Source organism: Streptomyces lydicus (assembly GCF_001729485.1).
In the GTDB taxonomy this organism is placed as follows: domain Bacteria; phylum Actinomycetota; class Actinomycetes; order Streptomycetales; family Streptomycetaceae; genus Streptomyces; species Streptomyces lydicus_D.
This window is the reverse complement of record NZ_CP017157.1, coordinates 1,040,669-1,056,243: the sequence shown is the minus strand read 5'-3', so window position 1 is coordinate 1,056,243 and position 15,575 is coordinate 1,040,669. Positions and strand designations below refer to the sequence as shown.

Here is a 15,575-nt window from a genome sequence, read left to right as displayed (position 1 = left end):
GCGATCTCGGACGCTCCGGCGTGCGCGCCCTGTGGGCCCGCGCCGGTTTGCCTCGCACGCCCCCGTGATCACTCCTTCGAGGCAATGGAAATTGACGTGGACACTGTCAGCATCCTGTCGAACGCGCTGCGTGACCCCCGTGGCGCGCCCCGCGTCCACCCGGCCCGCCCGGCGCCGCACCGGCCCCTCCAGTGGAGTGCTCCCCCACCGTGGATTTCCTCGTCCTCCCCGACCACCCCGCCTCCGACGCGCTCGGCCGCTGCCTGCCGGCGAGCCCGGCCCGCCGCACCCTCCGCCACCCCTCGGGACGCCCCTGGATCACCGGGCACTGGTCCGCCGACGAGGCCGTGCCCGCCGAGGCCGGGCCGCGCCGCGCGCTGCTGCTCGGCACCACCCCGGCGACCCCCGGCACACTGGCCCGGCTGCTGCCCGGCCCCGGCCACCTCGACGGCATCGGCCGCCGCGCCCGCCGCCTCCCCGGCAGCGCCTTCCTGCTGACCGCCGCCGACGGCGACCTGCGCTGCCGGGGCGACCTCGCCGGCGTCCGCCTGCTCCACCACGCCCGGATCGCCGGCGTCACCGTCGCCGGCAACCGCCCCCAGGACCTGGCCGCGCTCGCCCGCGCCGCGGCCGCGGCGGGCCTCCCGGCCGGCGCCCCCGGCCTCGGCTTCCTCGACGAGGACGCGCCGGCGCTGCGTCTGCTGTTCCCCTTCGCCCCGCTCCCGCTGGCCCTGCGCCCCGCCTGGCACGCGGTGTCCGCCGTACCCCCGGGCCACCACCTCACCCTGTACGCCAACGGGCGCCACTCCCTGGCCCGTTGGTGGCGCCCACCGGAACCGGACATCCCCCTGGAGCACGCCGCGGAGCACGTGGCCGGGGCGCTGGCCGACGCGGTGGCGGCCCGTGCCGGGCGCGCACAGCGGCAGGCCGCCGCCGACGGGACCGCCCGCCGCGGCACGCTCAGCGCCGGCCTCTCCGGCTCCACCGGCGCCACCGGACTGTGCTTCCTCGCCGCCCGCGAGGACGTCCGGCTGCTCACCACCTCCTGGGCGTCCCGCGACCCCGGCGACGAGGACACCCGGTGGAGCGCCCGCGGCGCCGCCACCCTCGCCGCGGCGGAACGGCAGCGCGAACGGCAGCGCCGGCGGCTCACCGGGCAGGACACCGGCCAGGAGCGGGACGGGAACGGCGGCAGGCGCAGGAACAAGGGCACGGGCAAGGACGCCGCCCGGGGGCGGCGCGGCGGCCGTGGCGCCGCGGGAGCCCCGCCCCCGCCCGAGGCGCACCTCTCCCTGCCGTACGCCGACGCCCCCACCTGCTACACCCCGCCCACCGACACCCGCCACGGCACCCCCGCCGACCCGGCGGGCCCGCTCGCCGTCTTCCGCGAGGCGGCCCGCCTCGCCCACCGGGCCCGGCTGGTCGCCGAGCACGGCTCCCGGCTGCACCTCGTCGCCGCCGGCGCCGACGCGCTGTTCGGGCACCGCCCGGCGGCCCTCAACTCCCTTGCCCACGGCGACCTGCGCACCGCCGCCCGGCGCGCCTGGACCGCCCACCACCTCTGCCACTGGACCGCCCGCGACACCCTGCGCACGCTCCGCGGCGGCCGCTCCTACGCCCGGTGGCTGGCCGGCAGCGCACCCCGGGCGCCCGGCCCGGGACGGCGGGCCGGCGGCGCCGACTGGGAGCCGCCGCCCGCCCTGCCGCCGTGGGCGCACCCGGACGCCGTCGCCACCGTCCGCCGGCTGCTGCGCGAGGCCGCCGACGAGGCCCCCGAACCGTTCGCGCCGCTGCGCGCCCAGCACGACATCCTCCGTGCCGCCCTGCACGCCGCGGAGACCGTCCGCGGCGCCGACGCCCTGACCGCCGCGCACGGCGTCGGCCACGAGGCGCCGTTCCTCGACGACGCGGTCGTCGAGGCGGCGCTCGCCCTCGACCTCGCCGACCGCGGCCGGCCCGGCGTCCACCAGCCGCTGCTCACCCGCGCGCTGCGCGGCGTCGTCCCCGACGGCGTCCTCGGCCGCGGTACGCACACCGGGCCCGGCCCCGAAGCCCACGCCGGCCTGCGCGCCCACCGCGACGCCCTGGCCGCCCTCTGCGACGACTCCCCGCTCGCCGCCCGCGGCCTGATCCACCCCGACGTCCTGCGGCGCCACCTCACCGCCCCGCAGCCGCAGCCGCCCGTCCTGCGGGCCCTGGACGCCACCCTCGCCACCGAGTACTGGCTGCGCGCCGTCGCCCCCGACCACGCCCCCGCGCCGGCCGTGTCGGTACCCGCCGTCCCCGCGCCGGCCGTGTCCGTACCCGCCGTCCCCGTCCCCCGCGCCGCCCCGGCGAGAGGAGTGCCGTCCCCATGACCGCCGTACCCGCCGTCCCGCCGCCCCGCCGCCCGCCCGTCGACCCGATGACCGGCCCCGCCCCGCTCCCCGCCGGCGGCCGGCTCACCGTCCGCGAACGCTGCGGCGCCCGCGCGGCGGTGGCCGTCGCCCGGGTCCTGGCAGCGCTGCCGCCGCACCGGATGTGCCGCCTCCTGGAGCGGATCCGGCGCGGCGCCCGGCCCGCCACCGCGGCGGAGGCGCTGCGGGCCCGGCACGCCGTGGTCACGGTCAGCCCGCACTGCGCGGGCGACGGCTGCCTCCCCCGCTCCCTGGCCACCGCGCTGCTGTGCCGCGCCCGCGGCCACTGGCCGCAGTGGTGCAGCGGCGTACGCACCGCGCCGTTCCGCACCCACGCCTGGGTCGCGGTCGACGGCCGCCCCGTCGGTGAACCCGCCGAGACGGCCTTCTACCACCGCGTGCTCAGCGTTCCGTAGTCTCCGCGCCCCCGCTCGGCACCGGCCCGGCCACGCCCATCGCACGCGCGTCCTCCGGCGGCAGCCAGCCGCCCTCCGGGACCGTCAACCAGCCGTCCCGGCGCCCCAGTTGGCCCGCCACCGCGCGCAGCGCCGCCAGCCCGGGGTGCCCCAGCCCCCGCCGCCACACCATCGACACCGGCGACAGCGGCACCGGCTCCACCACCGGGCGCAGCACCATCCCCGGCACCTCGATGAACTCCACGCTCGCCAGCACCGACCAGCCCCGTTTACGCACCACCCGTACGAACTCCTGCGAGCCGTCGATCTCCGGGAACGGCTCGGCCATCGCGATGCCGCGCCCCGCGAAGAGCCGCGCCGCCAGCTCCGTCCACTCCACCGTCTGCGGATTCCCGGCGGCCGCGTACAGCGTCTCGCCGGCCAGTTCCGCGAGCGGGACCTCCGGCCGCGCCGCCAGCGGATGGTCCTCCCGCAGCAGCACCGCCATCGGCTCCAGCCGGACCGGCTGGTGCTCCAGACCGGCCCGCACGGCCGCCGGCAGCCCCGCGTACCGCCCGAAGGAGACGTCCAGCCGCCCGGCCAGCAACTCCCCCGCCGCGCCGGTCAGTCCGCTGTGGAAACGGGCCACCAGCTCACAGCTGTCCGGCAGCCGGCCCCTGGCCTCCTCCAGCACCCGGTAGGCGGTGCCGACCGGCACCCCGACGTCGACCAGCAGCGGCCGCTCGGGGGCCGGCCGGAAGGCCGCGGCCAGCTCCTCGTGCGCGGTCAGCACCCGCCGCGCGTACGGCAGCAGCCGCGCCCCGTCGGCGGTCAGCGAGACCTGGCGGGTGGTCCGCACGAACAGCGCGGCGCCCACCTCCCGTTCCAGCCGCCGGATGTCGCGGCTCAGCGCCTGCTGGGCCACGTACAGCCGGGCCGCGGCGCGGGTGAAGTGCAGCTCCTCGGCGACGGCGGTGAAGGCCCGGAGCAGACGCGGATCGATGTCGGACGGCACCGGGCCATCCTGGCAGTGCCGGCCGCCCCCGCCGACCCCGCTGCCGCCCCCCGCCCCATTGACAACACAGCCGCGTGAATCGGTGCTCATCAGGTGTTGGACCGACACCGGCGGCTGCCGCCACCGTATGAGGCATGATCCTCTTCCTCGCCGCCCGCCCCGTCACCGCGCCCCCCGTACGCCCCGCCCCGCGCCGCCGCCCCCGCTTCCGCCCGCTCGCCCCCTACCGCCGGATCCTCGCCGTCCCCGGCGCCCGCGCCTTCACCGCCGCCAACCTGCTGGCCCGGCTGCCCATGGGGATGTTCAGCGTCAGCGCGGTGCTGATGATCGCCGGCTCGCGCGGCTCCTACGCGCTGGCCGGTGCGGTCACCGCGACCGGCCTCGCGGCGACGGCGCTGGCCGGGCCGTGGACCGCCCGCATGGTCGACCGCCACGGCCAGTCCCGCGTCGCGGTCCCGGCCACCGCGTTCGCCGTCCTCGGCTCGCTCTCGCTGCTGCTGTGCGTCCACCTCCGGGCGCCCGACTGGACCCTGTTCGCGTCGTACGCCGCCACCGCCACCACACCCAACACCGGCGGGATGTCCCGCGCCCGCTGGGCGCACCTCTTCCGCGACGACCCGGCCGCCCGGCACACCGCCAACTCCTTCGAACAGGCCGCGGACGAACTGTGCTTCATGCTCGGCCCGGTGCTCGCGACGCTGCTGTGCACCACCCTCTTCCCCGAGGCGGGGACCGCGGTGGCCGCGACGCTGCTGCTGACCGGCGTACTGCTCTTCGCCGCCCGGCGCGACACCGAACCACCGGTGGCGGCCCGGCCGGCCGGCACCCACGGGCAGCGGGCGGCGACACCGCTGCGGCTGCCCGGCCTCCCGCCGCTGCTGCTCACCTTCCTCGCCACCGGCGCGATCTTCGGCTCCCTGGAGGTCGTCACCCTCGCCTACGCCGACGACCACGGCATCCGCTCCGCCGCGGGCGGCATGCTGGCCCTCCAGGCGGCCGGGTCCGGCGCCGCCGGGCTGCTGTACGGCCTGCTGCGCCCGGCGGGCCGCCTCGGGGACCGCTTCCTGACCTGCGTCGGCGCGATGGCCGGGCTGATGCTGCTGCCGCTCGCGGCCGCGGCCACCGGGAGCGCGCCGGCGCTGGCCGCCGCGCTGCTCGCGGCCGGCATGGCCACCGCACCGACCATGGTCACCGGCATGGGACTGGTCCAGGCCCGCACCCCGGCGGACCGGCTGAACGAAGGGATGACACTGGCGGTGACGGCCCTGCTGGGCGGGATCGCGGCCGGCGCGGCGGCGGGCGGCTTCGCGGTGGACCACCTGGCCGCCCCGGCGGCCGCCTACGGGGTCCCCGCCACGGCGGCCGCCCTCGCCCTCACCCTCGCCCGGTCGGGCCGTCGGGCCTGGTGAGCCGGCCGGGCGCGGGCGAGGACACAACAACGCAGCGCCCCCGCGAGAATCTCGCGGGGGCGCTGCGCTACATGGGATGAGTGGAGATGGCGGGAATCGAACCCGCGTCCAACGGTGTGGAATCAGGGCTTCTCCGTGTGCAGTTCGCTGCGATTTTCTCAGCCCCGGAGATCACGCGAACAAGTCTCCGACGGGCTCAGTCACTGTTTGATGTCTCCGTTGCGCCCCGTGACCGGGCTCAACGGATAAGACCCCTAGCTGATGCCAGGATCCGGGTCGGGATCATCCCCGGGCTGACACTTCGCAGGTCGCTACTTAGGCAGCGAGGGCGAAGGAATCGCGCTTGGTGTTGGCGATTATTGGTTTCGGCATATGGTTTACGAGATCATTGCCGCTTCCTCGACACGCTTCCCCTGCTTCGACATCCGCTGTCGAAACCGATCATCCCCATGTTGATTTTTCAATGTGGTGCACACCCTCCGTGGGGTGCGCAGCCATCGTACGTGAACAACGGGTGAGGTTTCCAGCGTATTCCCGGGCCCCGCACCCGCAGGTCAGGCCCGCTGCCGCCGACGGGCCGCGGACACCGCCCGGTCCGCCTCGCGGCGGTCCTGCTGCTCACGGAGCGTCTGCCGCTTGTCGTACTCCTTCTTGCCCTTGGCCAGCGCGATCTCGACCTTGGCCCGGCCGTCCTTGAAGTAGAGCGCCAGCGGCACGATCGTGTGCCCCGACTCGTGGCTCTTGGACTCCAGCTTGTCGATCTCGTGGCGGTGCAGCAGCAGCTTCCGCTTCCGCCGCGCCGCATGGTTGGTCCAGGTGCCCTGGGCGTACTCGGGAATGTGCACGTTGTGCAGCCACGCCTCGTTGCCGTCGATCTGCACGAAGCCGTCCACGAGCGACGCCCGGCCCTGACGCAGCGACTTCACCTCGGTACCGGTCAGCACCAGACCGCACTCGTAGGTGTCCAGGATGAGGTAGTCGTGCCGCGCCTTCTTGTGCTGTGCGACGAGCTTGCGCCCGGGAGTCTTGTCCTTGCCCTTGTCCTTAGCCATAGTGCGGCCATTTTCGCACTACGCACCCGCTCCGAGGCCACTCAATACTGTGCGGGCCCGCCGCTCGGCATGATCCCCGACGACCAGGTCAGGGGTGATGCCGGCGTCGTCGACGGTCCGCCCCGACGGGGTGCGGTAGTGGCCGACGGTCAGCTCGGCGACCGAGCCGTCCGGCAGCCGGCTGGGCATCTGCACCGAGCCCTTGCCGAAGGTCGGGGAGCCCACCACGACCGCCCGGCCGCGGTCCTGGAGCGCCCCGGTCAGCAGTTCGGCGGCGCTCATCGTGCCGCCGTCGACGAGCACCACCAGCGGCAGCCGGGTGTTGCCGCCGCGCGCGGCGTACAGCGCACGCTGGGCACCCCGCATGTCGTAGGTGGCGACCAGGCCGCCGTCCAGGAAGGCGGAGGCGGTGGCGACGGCCTCGGTGACCAGCCCGCCCGTGTTGCCCCGCAGGTCGAGCAGCAGACCGCCGTGCGGCGAGGCCCGGCGCACCGCGCGGCGGACCGCGTCGCCGGTCCCCCTCGCGAACGAGGCGATCTTGACGCGGGTCGGACCGTGCGGCCCGGCCGGCCGGTCGGTGACGACGTTGCGGGTGCGCAGCCGGACGCGGTGCAGGGTCACGCTCCAGCGGCGGTCACCCCGCTGCAGGTCGAGCCGTACGGCCGTGCCGACCGCGGTCCGGGAGCCGCGCCGGGTATCGCCGCGCAGCGCCGCGACGGTCTCGGTGACCGGACGGCCCCGCGTGGCGCGGCCGTCGACGGCCCGCAGCAGGTCACCGACGGCGACGCCGGCCCCCGCCGCGGGGCTGCCCGGCCGGACCCGGGACACCTCGGTCCGGTCCCCCACCTGCCGCACCCACAGCCCGACACCGACGTAACGGCCGTCCAACTGCGCCTGGAAATCCTCGAACTCGCCCGGTGTGTAGATCGACGACCAGCGGTCGCCGCTGCGGCTGACCACGTCGGCGGCCGCCTGGGAACCGGACTTGCCGTCCTCGACGGCTTCGGTGGCGGCCCGCTCCACGGCCGCGCGGTCGGCGGTGGCGGAGGACCGCGCGGACGCGGAGCCGTGGGCCCGCGGAACGGCGTGGTCCGGGGCGGCGCGGCCGCCCGCGCCCGCCGCCTCGTCGCTCCATGTGCCGGTCACCGCACCGGTGGCCAGCACACTCGCGAGGAACAACGTCAGGGCCGCCCCGCGGCGAATGCGGCGGGGCCGGACGTACGAACACGGGCCCGACATGCCGGTGAGTCTAGGGGACAAAAAGGCGCCGTACGGGAAGTTGTCCGTACGGCGCCCCTTGGCAAAGCTCACACCTTGAGGTACTTGCGCAGCGCGAAGAACGCGGCGAGCGCGGGCATCAGCAGCCCGATCAGCAGCACCAGCGGAAGCACCGCCGCCACCGAGTCCCAGCCGATGAAGTTGATCACCTGGATCTTCTTCGCCAGCCAGTTGTTGACGAGGACGTACTTGCCGCCGACGATCAGCACGCAGGCGAACGCGGCGCCCAGCAGGCCCGCGATGGCGGCCTCCAGGATGAACGGCATCTGGATGTAGAAGCTGGACGCTCCCACCAGCCGCATGATGCCGGTCTCCCGCCGACGGCTGAACGCCGACACCCGCACGGTGTTGACGATCAGCATCAGCGCAACGACGAGCATCAACCCCATCACGCACAGCGCGGCGATGTTCATGCCGTTGAGGAGGTTGAACAGCGGCTCAACGGTGTCCCGTTGGTCCTGCACCTCCTGCACACCGGGCCGCTCGGAGAACGCCGACTTGATGACCGTGAACTTGGTGGGGTCCTTGAGCTTGACGCGGAAGGACTCCGGAAGCTGGTCGGGCGTCACCAGTCCGGCCACGGGCGTGTCGCCGAACTGCTCCTTGTAGTGCTTGTACGCCTGGTCGCTGGACTCGTGGGTCACGCTCTGGACGATCGGCAGCCGGTCCAGCTCCGCCTTGATGTCGTTCTTCTGCTGCTGGGTGGCCGCGCCCTTGGCGCAGTTGGCGCCGGTTTCGGCGTCGTTCTTGTTGCAGAAGAAGATGGAGACGTTGACCTTGTCGTACCAGTAGCCCTTCATCGTGCTGACCTGGTCGCGCATCAGCAGCGAGGCGCCGAACAGGCCCAGCGAGAGGGCTACGGAGACGATGACCGCGAAGGTCATCGTGAGGTTTCGGCGGAGACCGACGCCGATCTCCGACAGGACGAACTGGGCGCGCATGGCGTCCTTTCAGTGCTGGTAGCCGTACACGCCGCGCGACTGGTCGCGTACGAGCCGGCCCTTCTCGAGTTCCATGACCCGCTTGCGCATCTGGTCGACGATCTGCTGGTCGTGGGTGGCCATGACCACCGTCGTACCGGTCCGGTTGATCCGGTCCAGCAGCTTCATGATGCCGACCGAGGTCTGCGGGTCGAGGTTGCCGGTGGGTTCGTCGGCGATGAGCAGCATCGGGCGGTTGACGAAGGCCCGGGCGATGGCAACGCGCTGCTGCTCACCACCGGACAGCTCGCCCGGCATCCGGTCCTCCTTGCCGCCGAGCCCGACGAGGTCGAGGACCTCGGGGACCGTCTTGCGGATCTGGCCCCGCGGCTTGCCGATGACTTCGAGGGCGAAGGCGACGTTCTCCCCGACGGTCTTGTTGGGAAGCAGCCGGAAGTCCTGGAAGACCGTCCCCACCTGGCGCCGCATCTGCGGGACCTTCCAGTTGGAGAGCTTCCCGAGGTCCTTGCCGAGTACGTGCACATGGCCGTGGCTGGCCCGCTCCTCGCGCAGCAGCAGCCGCAGGAAGGTGGACTTGCCGGAACCGGAGGAGCCCACCAGGAAGACGAACTCGCCGCGCTCGATCTCGAGCGAGACGTCCCTGAGTGCAGGGCGGTTCTGCTTCGGGTAGGTCTTGGAGACGTTGTCGAATCGGATCACTGATGCACCACGGTCGACCTGGATAGCGGCACGGGTTGCCGAGTTGCGGCTCCCGTCGGTGTGCGTGACCATACGCGAACCTCGCGGGGCGGTGCAGTCGGCGTAGGGGGATGGTGCGTTTCTTCACGGCACCTTTGGGACAAAAAGCCGCACAATCCTGCGGGGCGCGCCGTTCCGGCGGGGAGCTGGCACAGTGGAAGGGGGAACCAATGTGCACCCCGGTGCGTTGGTGCAGTGAAGAAGGAGGTCGCATGACGTACGACCGACTGGTGTGCGCCAACTGCGCGGCCCCTGTGAGCGAGGGCCGCTGCCCTGTGTGCCGGGCGAGCAGGGAACGGCTCCAGCAGCAAGCGGGCGGCGTGTTCGCCCAGCTCAGCCCCGTGATGCTGGTGGCACTGATGATCGTGCTCATCGCGGTCGGGGTGCTGCTCCACCAGGCCGTCTGACGCACGCCGCACCCCTACCGGGTGCATATGACGCTGTCCCGCCCGTGGCGGGAGTGTGAACGCCGAGGGGCCCGGGACGCTGTGTGCGTCCCGGGCCCCTCGTGGTGCCGCGTCAGCGTCAGGCCGCTGCCGCGCCGCCGCCGTTCTTGTTGATCAGGCGGGGCAGCACACGGAAGCCCACACCGCCCGCGATCATCGTGGCCGCACCGATGAGCAGGAAGGTGGTGCCGGAGGAACCGGTCTCGGCCAGCTCCCCGCCCTTCGCCTGCTGCTTGGCCTGGCCGGGCGTGTCAGCGATCTGCTCCTTGCCCTGGCCGGGCTGCTCGACCGGCTTGGAGCCCTCGTTGTCGGTGCCGGTGCCGGTGGAGTCGCCGCCGGTGGTGGTGCCACCGCTGGGGCCGCCGTTGCCACCGTTGCCGCCGTTGCCGCCACCGGTGGACTGGCCACCGCTGTTGTGGCCACCGGTGCTGTCGCCGCCGGTGGACTGGCCACCGCTGTTGTGGCCACCGGTGGTCTCGCCACCCGTGGTCTGGCCACCGGTGGTCTGGCCACCGGTGGTCTGGCCACCCGTGGTGGTGTCGCCACCGGTGGTCTCGCCACCCGTGGTCTGGCCGCCGGTGGTCTCGCCACCCGTGGTGGTGTCACCGCCGGTGGTCTCGCCACCGGTCTGGTCGCCACCGATCTCGCCGCCCGAGTCGCCGCCGATCTCGCCGCCGCCGACCTGGCCGGCCGTGTCACCGCCGGTGGTGTCGCCGCCGGTGGTGTCACCACCCGAGGAGTCACCGCCGGAGTCACCGCCGCCGAGGACACCGCCGAGGAGGCCGCCGATGATGCCGCCGCTCTCACCGCCCGTACCGTCGGCGGGAGCCGCGGAGGCCACGCCGGCCGCGGTGAGCGACGCACCCGCCGCGATCACCGCACCGGCCGCAATGCGCGCTACGCGCAGCCGCGTCTTCTTCGTCATGTACTGCTACCCCCAGTAGCTGAACTCGTCATTGGAGCACCGCTGTACGGGGCGACGGGCCGAGGGGACGCGTGTCGTGGCCCCGGATTGCCGACAGGCCACTCATCTCCCCGTTCCTACACGCGCCCCAGACATACGCATGCCGCGCTCAGCCTTCCCAGGAAGACGAACATCGTCAAGGCCGATTAAAGGCCGGATGCCCGAATTCGCGTCGGTTGCGCGGTACATGGACATACGACTGTGACCAAACCACCACGACAAAAACAACTGCCTCCCCGAGGGAGGCAGTTGTTCCGGTGTCAGGGAGCGCTCGCCGAGGGCGGCGCGGTTACTTCTCCTGCTGCTTGCGCCAGCGGATCCCGGCCTCCAGGAAGCCGTCGATGTCACCGTCCAACACGGCCTGCGGGTTGCCGACCTCGAACTCGGTGCGCAGGTCCTTGACCATCTGGTACGGGTGCAGGACGTACGAGCGCATCTGGTTGCCCCAGGAGTTGCCGCCGTCGCCCTTGAGCGCGTCCATCTTGGCCTGCTCCTCCTGGCGGCGCCGCTCCAGGAGCTTGGCCTGCAGGACGTTCATCGCGGTCGCCTTGTTCTGGATCTGCGAGCGCTCGTTCTGGCAGGACACGACGATGCCGGTGGGGATGTGCGTCAGCCGCACCGCGGAGTCGGTGGTGTTGACGCCCTGGCCGCCGGGCCCGGACGACCGGTACACGTCCACCCGCAGGTCCGACTCGTCGATCTCGATGTGGTCGGTCTGCTCGACGACGGGCAGCACCTCGACGCCGGCGAACGACGTCTGGCGGCGGCCCTGGTTGTCGAACGGCGAGATGCGCACCAGGCGGTGCGTGCCCTGCTCGACGGAGAGGGTGCCGTAGGCGTAGGGAACGTTGACCGCGAAGGTGGTCGACTTGATGCCGGCCTCTTCCGCGTACGAGGTCTCGTAGAGCTCGGTCTTGTAGCCGTGCCGCTCGGCCCAGCGCAGATACATGCGCTGCAGCTTCTCGGCGAAGTCGGCGGCGTCCACCCCGCCGGCCTCGGCACGGATGTTGACGAGGGCCTCACGGGAGTCGTACTCGCCGGACAGGAGGGTGCGGACCTCCAGCTCCTCGACGGCCTTGCGGACGTCGGTCAGCTCGGTCTCGGCCTCGGCCCGGGCGTCCTCGTCGCCCTCGGCGTCGGCGAGCTCGAAGAGGACTTCCAGGTCGTCGACCCGGCCGCGCAGTTCCTCGGCCCGGCGCAGCTGGCCCTGGAGGTAGGACAGCTGGCTGGTGACCTTCTGGGCGCTCTCCGGGTCGTCCCACAGGGACGGCGCCGCCGCTTGCTCCTCAAGCACGGCGATGTCGGCCCTCATCTTGTCGAGGTCCAGGACGGCCTCGATCGACCCCATGGTCGAGGAGAGGGACTTCAGCTCTTCGGATACATCGACGACTGCCACGCACCCAGCCTAACGGCAACCACCGGCAGCGTGACCCGGCCCCGGCAGGTCAACCCGCCCGGTCCGGGTCACCGGGCCGTCACGGAGCGTCCGGCCCCTGCTGGTGGACCCCCGGCGTGGCGTCGCCGGAACCGTCGTCGTCGGACGCCAGCCAGCCGCCCAGGCCCGCGGCCACCACCACCGCGGCGGCCGCGGCGCCCAGCCTGATCCGGCGCCGGCGCAGCGCCTCCGGCGACGCCCGGTGCCGCGCCGAGCCCGCCCGGCGCTCACCGGCCGCCCGCGGGGCCCGCGCCGTGCCGTGCGCGCCGCCCGCCAGCTCGTCCGGGCCCGGCACCCGCATGCTGGTGTGCGTCTCCCGGTTGGAGTCCGGGGCCGAGCCCTGCACCAGGGGGACCGCGCCGCGCGGCGGCGTGGCCTCGCCCGCCCCGGAGGACGGGTAGAACGCCTCCTCGCGGGCCCCGGCAGCGCCGTCCGCCTCGTCCTCCGGCTGCTCGCCGTCCGGCTCGTCGATGTCCAGCGGCGGCATCCCGGCCAGGCCCGGCAGCAGCTCCCGCAGCCGGGCGGCGAGTTCCGGGGCGCGCAACCGGGACGCGGGCGCCTTGGCCAGGCACTGCACCAGCAGCTGCCACAGCTCGTCGGGGATGCCGGGCAGCGGCGCGACGCTCTCGGTGACGTGGCGGCGCAGCACCGCGCCGGGGTGGCCGCCCCCGAAGGGCGTGAACCCGGCGAGCATCTCGTACAGGACGGTCGCCAGCGCGTAGACGTCCACCGAGGCGCGCGGCGGCAGGCCCTCGATGATCTCCGGGGCGAGGTAGTCGGGCGTGCCGATGACCTTGGTGGCCTTGGTGCGGCGCGGGGAGTCCACCAGCCTGGCGATGCCGAAGTCGGTCAGCAGGGCGGGGTGCGCGCCGCCCGGGCCGAGCGGGCCCTGCATGTCCAGCAGGACGTTCTCCGGTTTGACGTCGCGGTGCACGATCCGCGCGGCGTGCGCGGCGGCGAGCCCGTCGGCGACGTCGGCGGCGATCGCGACCGCGGCCTCCGGGGCCAGCCGGCGCTCCCGCTCCAGACGGGTGCGCAGGTCGGTGCCCCGTACGAGGTCCATGACCAGCGCCAGGTCGTTGCCGTCGACGACCAGGTCGCGGACCCCGACGACATGCGGGTCCTCCAGGCCCAGCAGCGCCGCCCGCTCCTGCACGAAGCGGCCGACGAGCTCCTGGTCGGAGGCGAGATCCTCACGCAACAGCTTGATGGCCACGGCCCCCTCGGGACCCTCGCCCAGCCATACCGTGCCGGCACTGCCGCGCCCCAGGATCTGGTGGGCGGTGTACCGGCTGCCGATCTTCCGTGCCAAGACTGCTCCGACGTGTCGGGCCCCCGAGCGTCCTGCGGGGGCTGAGGTTGGCGTCAAAGCTACGCGGATGCCAGGGGGTTCAGTGCCCCCAACGGCGGCAACCTTCACTTCTGCGGGCGAATTTCCCGCCGGAAAGCAGCCAGAAGTCGACAAATCTACGAAGCCGCCCCGGGACCGAGGGTCTCCGGGGCGGCGCGGTCAGGCGTTGAGCTTGTTCACGAAGTGTTCGACCTGGTTGTACACGTGCCCGATCTGCGAGAAGAAGCCACGGGTCGTGCCGATCCACTGCTGCAGCGGGGTCAGCTCCCAGATCAGCCAGGCCGCCACGAACAGCAGTATCAGCGTGACCAGGCAGCCCTTGAGGCAGCCCAGGCCCGGGATGCGCATCGGGTTGGCGCTGCGCGGACGCGGCTCACGGCGCGGACGCGGCTCCGGGGCGGGCGGCCGCTGCGGCTCGTAACGCTGCGGCGGCGGCTCCTGACGCCGCTGCGGCGCCTGCGGCTGCTGCGCGTACGGCGCCGGAGCGGGCTGCCCGTAGGGGGCCTGCTGCGGATACGGCGGCTGCTGCTGGGCCGGCCGGCGCTGCGGACGGCGCCGCAGCGGGTCCTGGCCCGGGTCCAGGTACTGCACCTGGGTCTGCTCGTTGCGGTCGCGCGCGGCCCGCATCTGGGACTCCCACGGATGGGGCCCGTCCGGCTCCTGACCGGCCGACGGCGCGCCCATCGGCATCGGCGGCATCGCGCGGGTCGGGTCGGCGCCGGAGCCGCCCGTGGACGGCAGCACACTCGTCGCCGCCGCCGGGTCGTAGCCGCCGGCACCGGGCCCGGACGGCAGCACCTGGGTCGGGTCCGCGTCGCCGCCGGCCCCCTGGGCCCCGCCGACACCCGTACCGGGGACGGTCGCCGGCGCGGGATCCGGGGCGAGCAGCGCGGCGACGCCGAGCGCCGCCTCCGCGGCGGCCGGCGTGGCGTGCACCCCGACGCCCGCCGCGACCGTGCGCAGCGCCCGGGCGAGGTTCTCGGCGCTCGGCCGCTCCTCGGGACGCTTGCGCAGACAGCGCTCGATCACCGTCCACAGCGGCTCGGGCAGCGTGCTGGGCCGGCGCGGCTCCTCACTCAGATGCCGGTGCAGCACCTCCAGGGCCGTCGACCCGGCGAACGGCGGCCGGCCGGTGACCAGCTCGTACAGCAGGATGCCGGCGCCGTAGATGTCCACCGCGGAGGTCTGCGGGCGGCCCTCGGCGGACTCCGGCGCCACATAGGCGGGGGTGCCCACGAACTCGTGGGTGCGGGTCAGGCCCGGGGAGTCGGCGAGCCGCGCGATACCGAAGTCGGTCAGCATCGGGTGCATCTCGCCGTCGCCGTCCGACCCGGCGAGCAGCACGTTGGCGGGCTTGAGGTCGCGGTGCACCACCCCGTCGGCGTGGCTCGCGGCCAGCGCGTCGGCGATCTGGGCGGTGAGCAGGGCCGCGGCCACCGGGCTGAACGGGCCGTTGTCCCGCAGATAGCGGTGCAGGTCCGGGCCGTCGACCAGGTCCATGACCAGCGCGAGCAGATCACCCTCGACGACCAGGTCGCGGGTGCGCACGATGTTGGGGTGGGTGAGCCGCAGCAGGACGGAGCGCTCCCGCAGGAAGCGCATCACCACGTCCGCGTCGTGCGCCAGCTCCTCCTTGAGGACCTTGATCGCGACCGTCTCACCGGGCTCCCCGGCCACGGCGGCCTCGGCCCCTGCCGTCTCCCGCTGGCGGGCACGCCAGACGGTGCCCGTGGCGCCGCGTCCCAGCGGCTCCTCGAGCAGGTACTTGCTGCCTACCGGCCGCACGTCATGCGCTCCCTGGTCGATGGATCTCTTCCCCGGGCCACTGGGTTCAGCTGCGCCAGCTCCGCGCGGCCGGTCCGACCCAAGGTCATCTCCGCGCGGCCCGTCCGATCCACTGTAGTGCCGTCGCACAAGCTTTTCGGTCCGGCGGACCGGCCCGGACTTGTGGGGAAGACGCGCGTTCCGGACAGATGGTTGCCCCTCCGTGCCGGTCGCCTCCGGCGCACGCGCGCGGCGGACGCAGCGGACCGCCGCGGACGCTTCCGAGCTGACCACGGAGGTCCGAATCCGGCCGCGCACCGCGCGCAAGCAGGCACTTTTTCGCCCGTAGAAGACCAATCAAGATCACTGATGGACGGTCGGCGGGCGTGTT

At 73.8% G+C, this 15,575-nt stretch carries 13 protein-coding genes and 1 other RNA gene; 4 read left to right on the top strand and 10 right to left on the bottom strand.

Going from position 1 to position 15,575, the window contains the following annotated elements; genetic code table 11:
• The first annotated feature begins 209 nt into the window (after positions 1-209).
• Together SL103_RS38555 and SL103_RS04525 are read left to right on the top strand one after the other, a co-directional pair.
• A complete protein-coding gene (locus SL103_RS38555) occupies positions 210-2,357 on the top strand; it encodes an asparagine synthase-related protein (RefSeq protein WP_069567482.1) in 2,148 nt (715 codons plus the stop codon).
• The gene (locus SL103_RS04525) at positions 2,354-2,812 is read left to right on the top strand and encodes a lasso peptide biosynthesis B2 protein (RefSeq protein WP_244303837.1); all 459 of its coding nucleotides are present in this window, start codon (positions 2,354-2,356) and stop codon (positions 2,810-2,812) included. The genes SL103_RS38555 and SL103_RS04525 overlap by 4 nt, the downstream gene beginning before the upstream one ends.
• Here the strand turns inward: SL103_RS04525 and SL103_RS04520 are convergent.
• A complete protein-coding gene (locus SL103_RS04520; RefSeq protein WP_069567481.1) occupies positions 2,799-3,806 on the bottom strand; it encodes a LysR family transcriptional regulator in 1,008 nt (335 codons plus the stop codon). The two genes, SL103_RS04525 and SL103_RS04520, sit on opposite strands and share 14 nt — an antisense overlap.
• Before the next feature lie 134 nt (positions 3,807-3,940).
• Here SL103_RS04520 and SL103_RS04515 point away from each other — a divergent pair, with 134 nt between their 5' ends.
• Positions 3,941-5,215 carry an MFS transporter gene (locus SL103_RS04515; protein ID WP_069567480.1) on the top strand — a complete coding sequence of 425 codons (1,275 nt, stop codon included), beginning with the start codon at positions 3,941-3,943 and terminating at the stop codon, positions 5,213-5,215.
• A 78-nt stretch (positions 5,216-5,293) separates the two neighbouring features.
• On the opposite strand, the gene ssrA is transcribed toward SL103_RS04515, so the two are convergent.
• From ssrA to ftsE, 5 genes are all read right to left on the bottom strand, one after another.
• Positions 5,294-5,664, bottom strand: a transfer-messenger RNA (tmRNA) gene (gene ssrA / locus SL103_RS04510).
• 105 nt (positions 5,665-5,769) lie between these two features.
• Complete coding sequence (gene smpB, locus SL103_RS04505) at positions 5,770-6,267, bottom strand: SsrA-binding protein SmpB (protein WP_069567479.1); 498 nt, start codon at positions 6,265-6,267, stop codon at positions 5,770-5,772.
• 18 nt (positions 6,268-6,285) lie between these two features.
• Positions 6,286-7,506, bottom strand: a complete 1,221-nt coding sequence (locus SL103_RS04500; protein WP_069567478.1) for a S41 family peptidase — start codon at positions 7,504-7,506, stop codon at positions 6,286-6,288.
• 68 nt (positions 7,507-7,574) lie between these two features.
• Positions 7,575-8,486 (bottom strand): permease-like cell division protein FtsX, encoded by a 912-nt coding sequence (ftsX, locus tag SL103_RS04495; RefSeq protein ID WP_069567477.1) that lies wholly within the window; start codon positions 8,484-8,486, stop codon positions 7,575-7,577.
• Between the two features lie 9 nt (positions 8,487-8,495).
• The gene (gene ftsE / locus SL103_RS04490; protein WP_069567476.1) at positions 8,496-9,185 is read right to left on the bottom strand and encodes a cell division ATP-binding protein FtsE; all 690 of its coding nucleotides are present in this window, start codon (positions 9,183-9,185) and stop codon (positions 8,496-8,498) included.
• A gap of 251 nt (positions 9,186-9,436) precedes the next feature.
• Between ftsE and SL103_RS04485 the strand changes: the two genes are divergently transcribed.
• Positions 9,437-9,631, top strand: coding sequence for a hypothetical protein (locus tag SL103_RS04485; protein ID WP_069567475.1), 195 nt, complete (start codon positions 9,437-9,439; stop codon positions 9,629-9,631).
• A 118-nt stretch (positions 9,632-9,749) separates the two neighbouring features.
• Here the strand turns inward: SL103_RS04485 and SL103_RS04480 are convergent, their stop codons facing one another.
• From SL103_RS04480 to SL103_RS04465, 4 genes are all read right to left on the bottom strand, one after another.
• Positions 9,750-10,595: a hypothetical protein gene (locus tag SL103_RS04480; RefSeq protein WP_069567474.1), complete on the bottom strand. Its 846-nt coding sequence runs from the start codon at positions 10,593-10,595 to the stop codon at positions 9,750-9,752.
• 328 nt (positions 10,596-10,923) lie between these two features.
• Positions 10,924-12,030: a peptide chain release factor 2 gene (gene prfB, locus SL103_RS04475; RefSeq protein ID WP_069567473.1), complete on the bottom strand. Its 1,107-nt coding sequence runs from the start codon at positions 12,028-12,030 to the stop codon at positions 10,924-10,926.
• A gap of 79 nt (positions 12,031-12,109) precedes the next feature.
• Entirely contained in the window at positions 12,110-13,381 is a 1,272-nt protein-coding gene (locus SL103_RS04470) for a serine/threonine-protein kinase (protein WP_069567472.1), read from the bottom strand.
• A 198-nt stretch (positions 13,382-13,579) separates the two neighbouring features.
• Positions 13,580-15,205 (bottom strand): serine/threonine-protein kinase, encoded by a 1,626-nt coding sequence (locus SL103_RS04465; protein ID WP_069567471.1) that lies wholly within the window; start codon positions 15,203-15,205, stop codon positions 13,580-13,582.
• Positions 15,206-15,575: the final 370 nt, after the last annotated feature.

Coding starts and splice junctions, on each gene's coding strand:
- SL103_RS04500 (WP_069567478.1), bottom strand. CDS start 7,506: ATGTCGGGCCCGTGTTCGTACGTCCGGCCCCGCCGCATTCGCCGCGGG.
- SL103_RS04485 (WP_069567475.1), top strand. CDS start 9,437: ATGACGTACGACCGACTGGTGTGCGCCAACTGCGCGGCCCCTGTGAGC.
- ftsX (WP_069567477.1), bottom strand. CDS start 8,486: ATGCGCGCCCAGTTCGTCCTGTCGGAGATCGGCGTCGGTCTCCGCCGA.
- SL103_RS04480 (WP_069567474.1), bottom strand. CDS start 10,595: ATGACGAAGAAGACGCGGCTGCGCGTAGCGCGCATTGCGGCCGGTGCG.
- SL103_RS04525 (WP_244303837.1), top strand. CDS start 2,354: ATGACCGCCGTACCCGCCGTCCCGCCGCCCCGCCGCCCGCCCGTCGAC.
- smpB (WP_069567479.1), bottom strand. CDS start 6,267: ATGGCTAAGGACAAGGGCAAGGACAAGACTCCCGGGCGCAAGCTCGTC.
- SL103_RS04515 (WP_069567480.1), top strand. CDS start 3,941: ATGATCCTCTTCCTCGCCGCCCGCCCCGTCACCGCGCCCCCCGTACGC.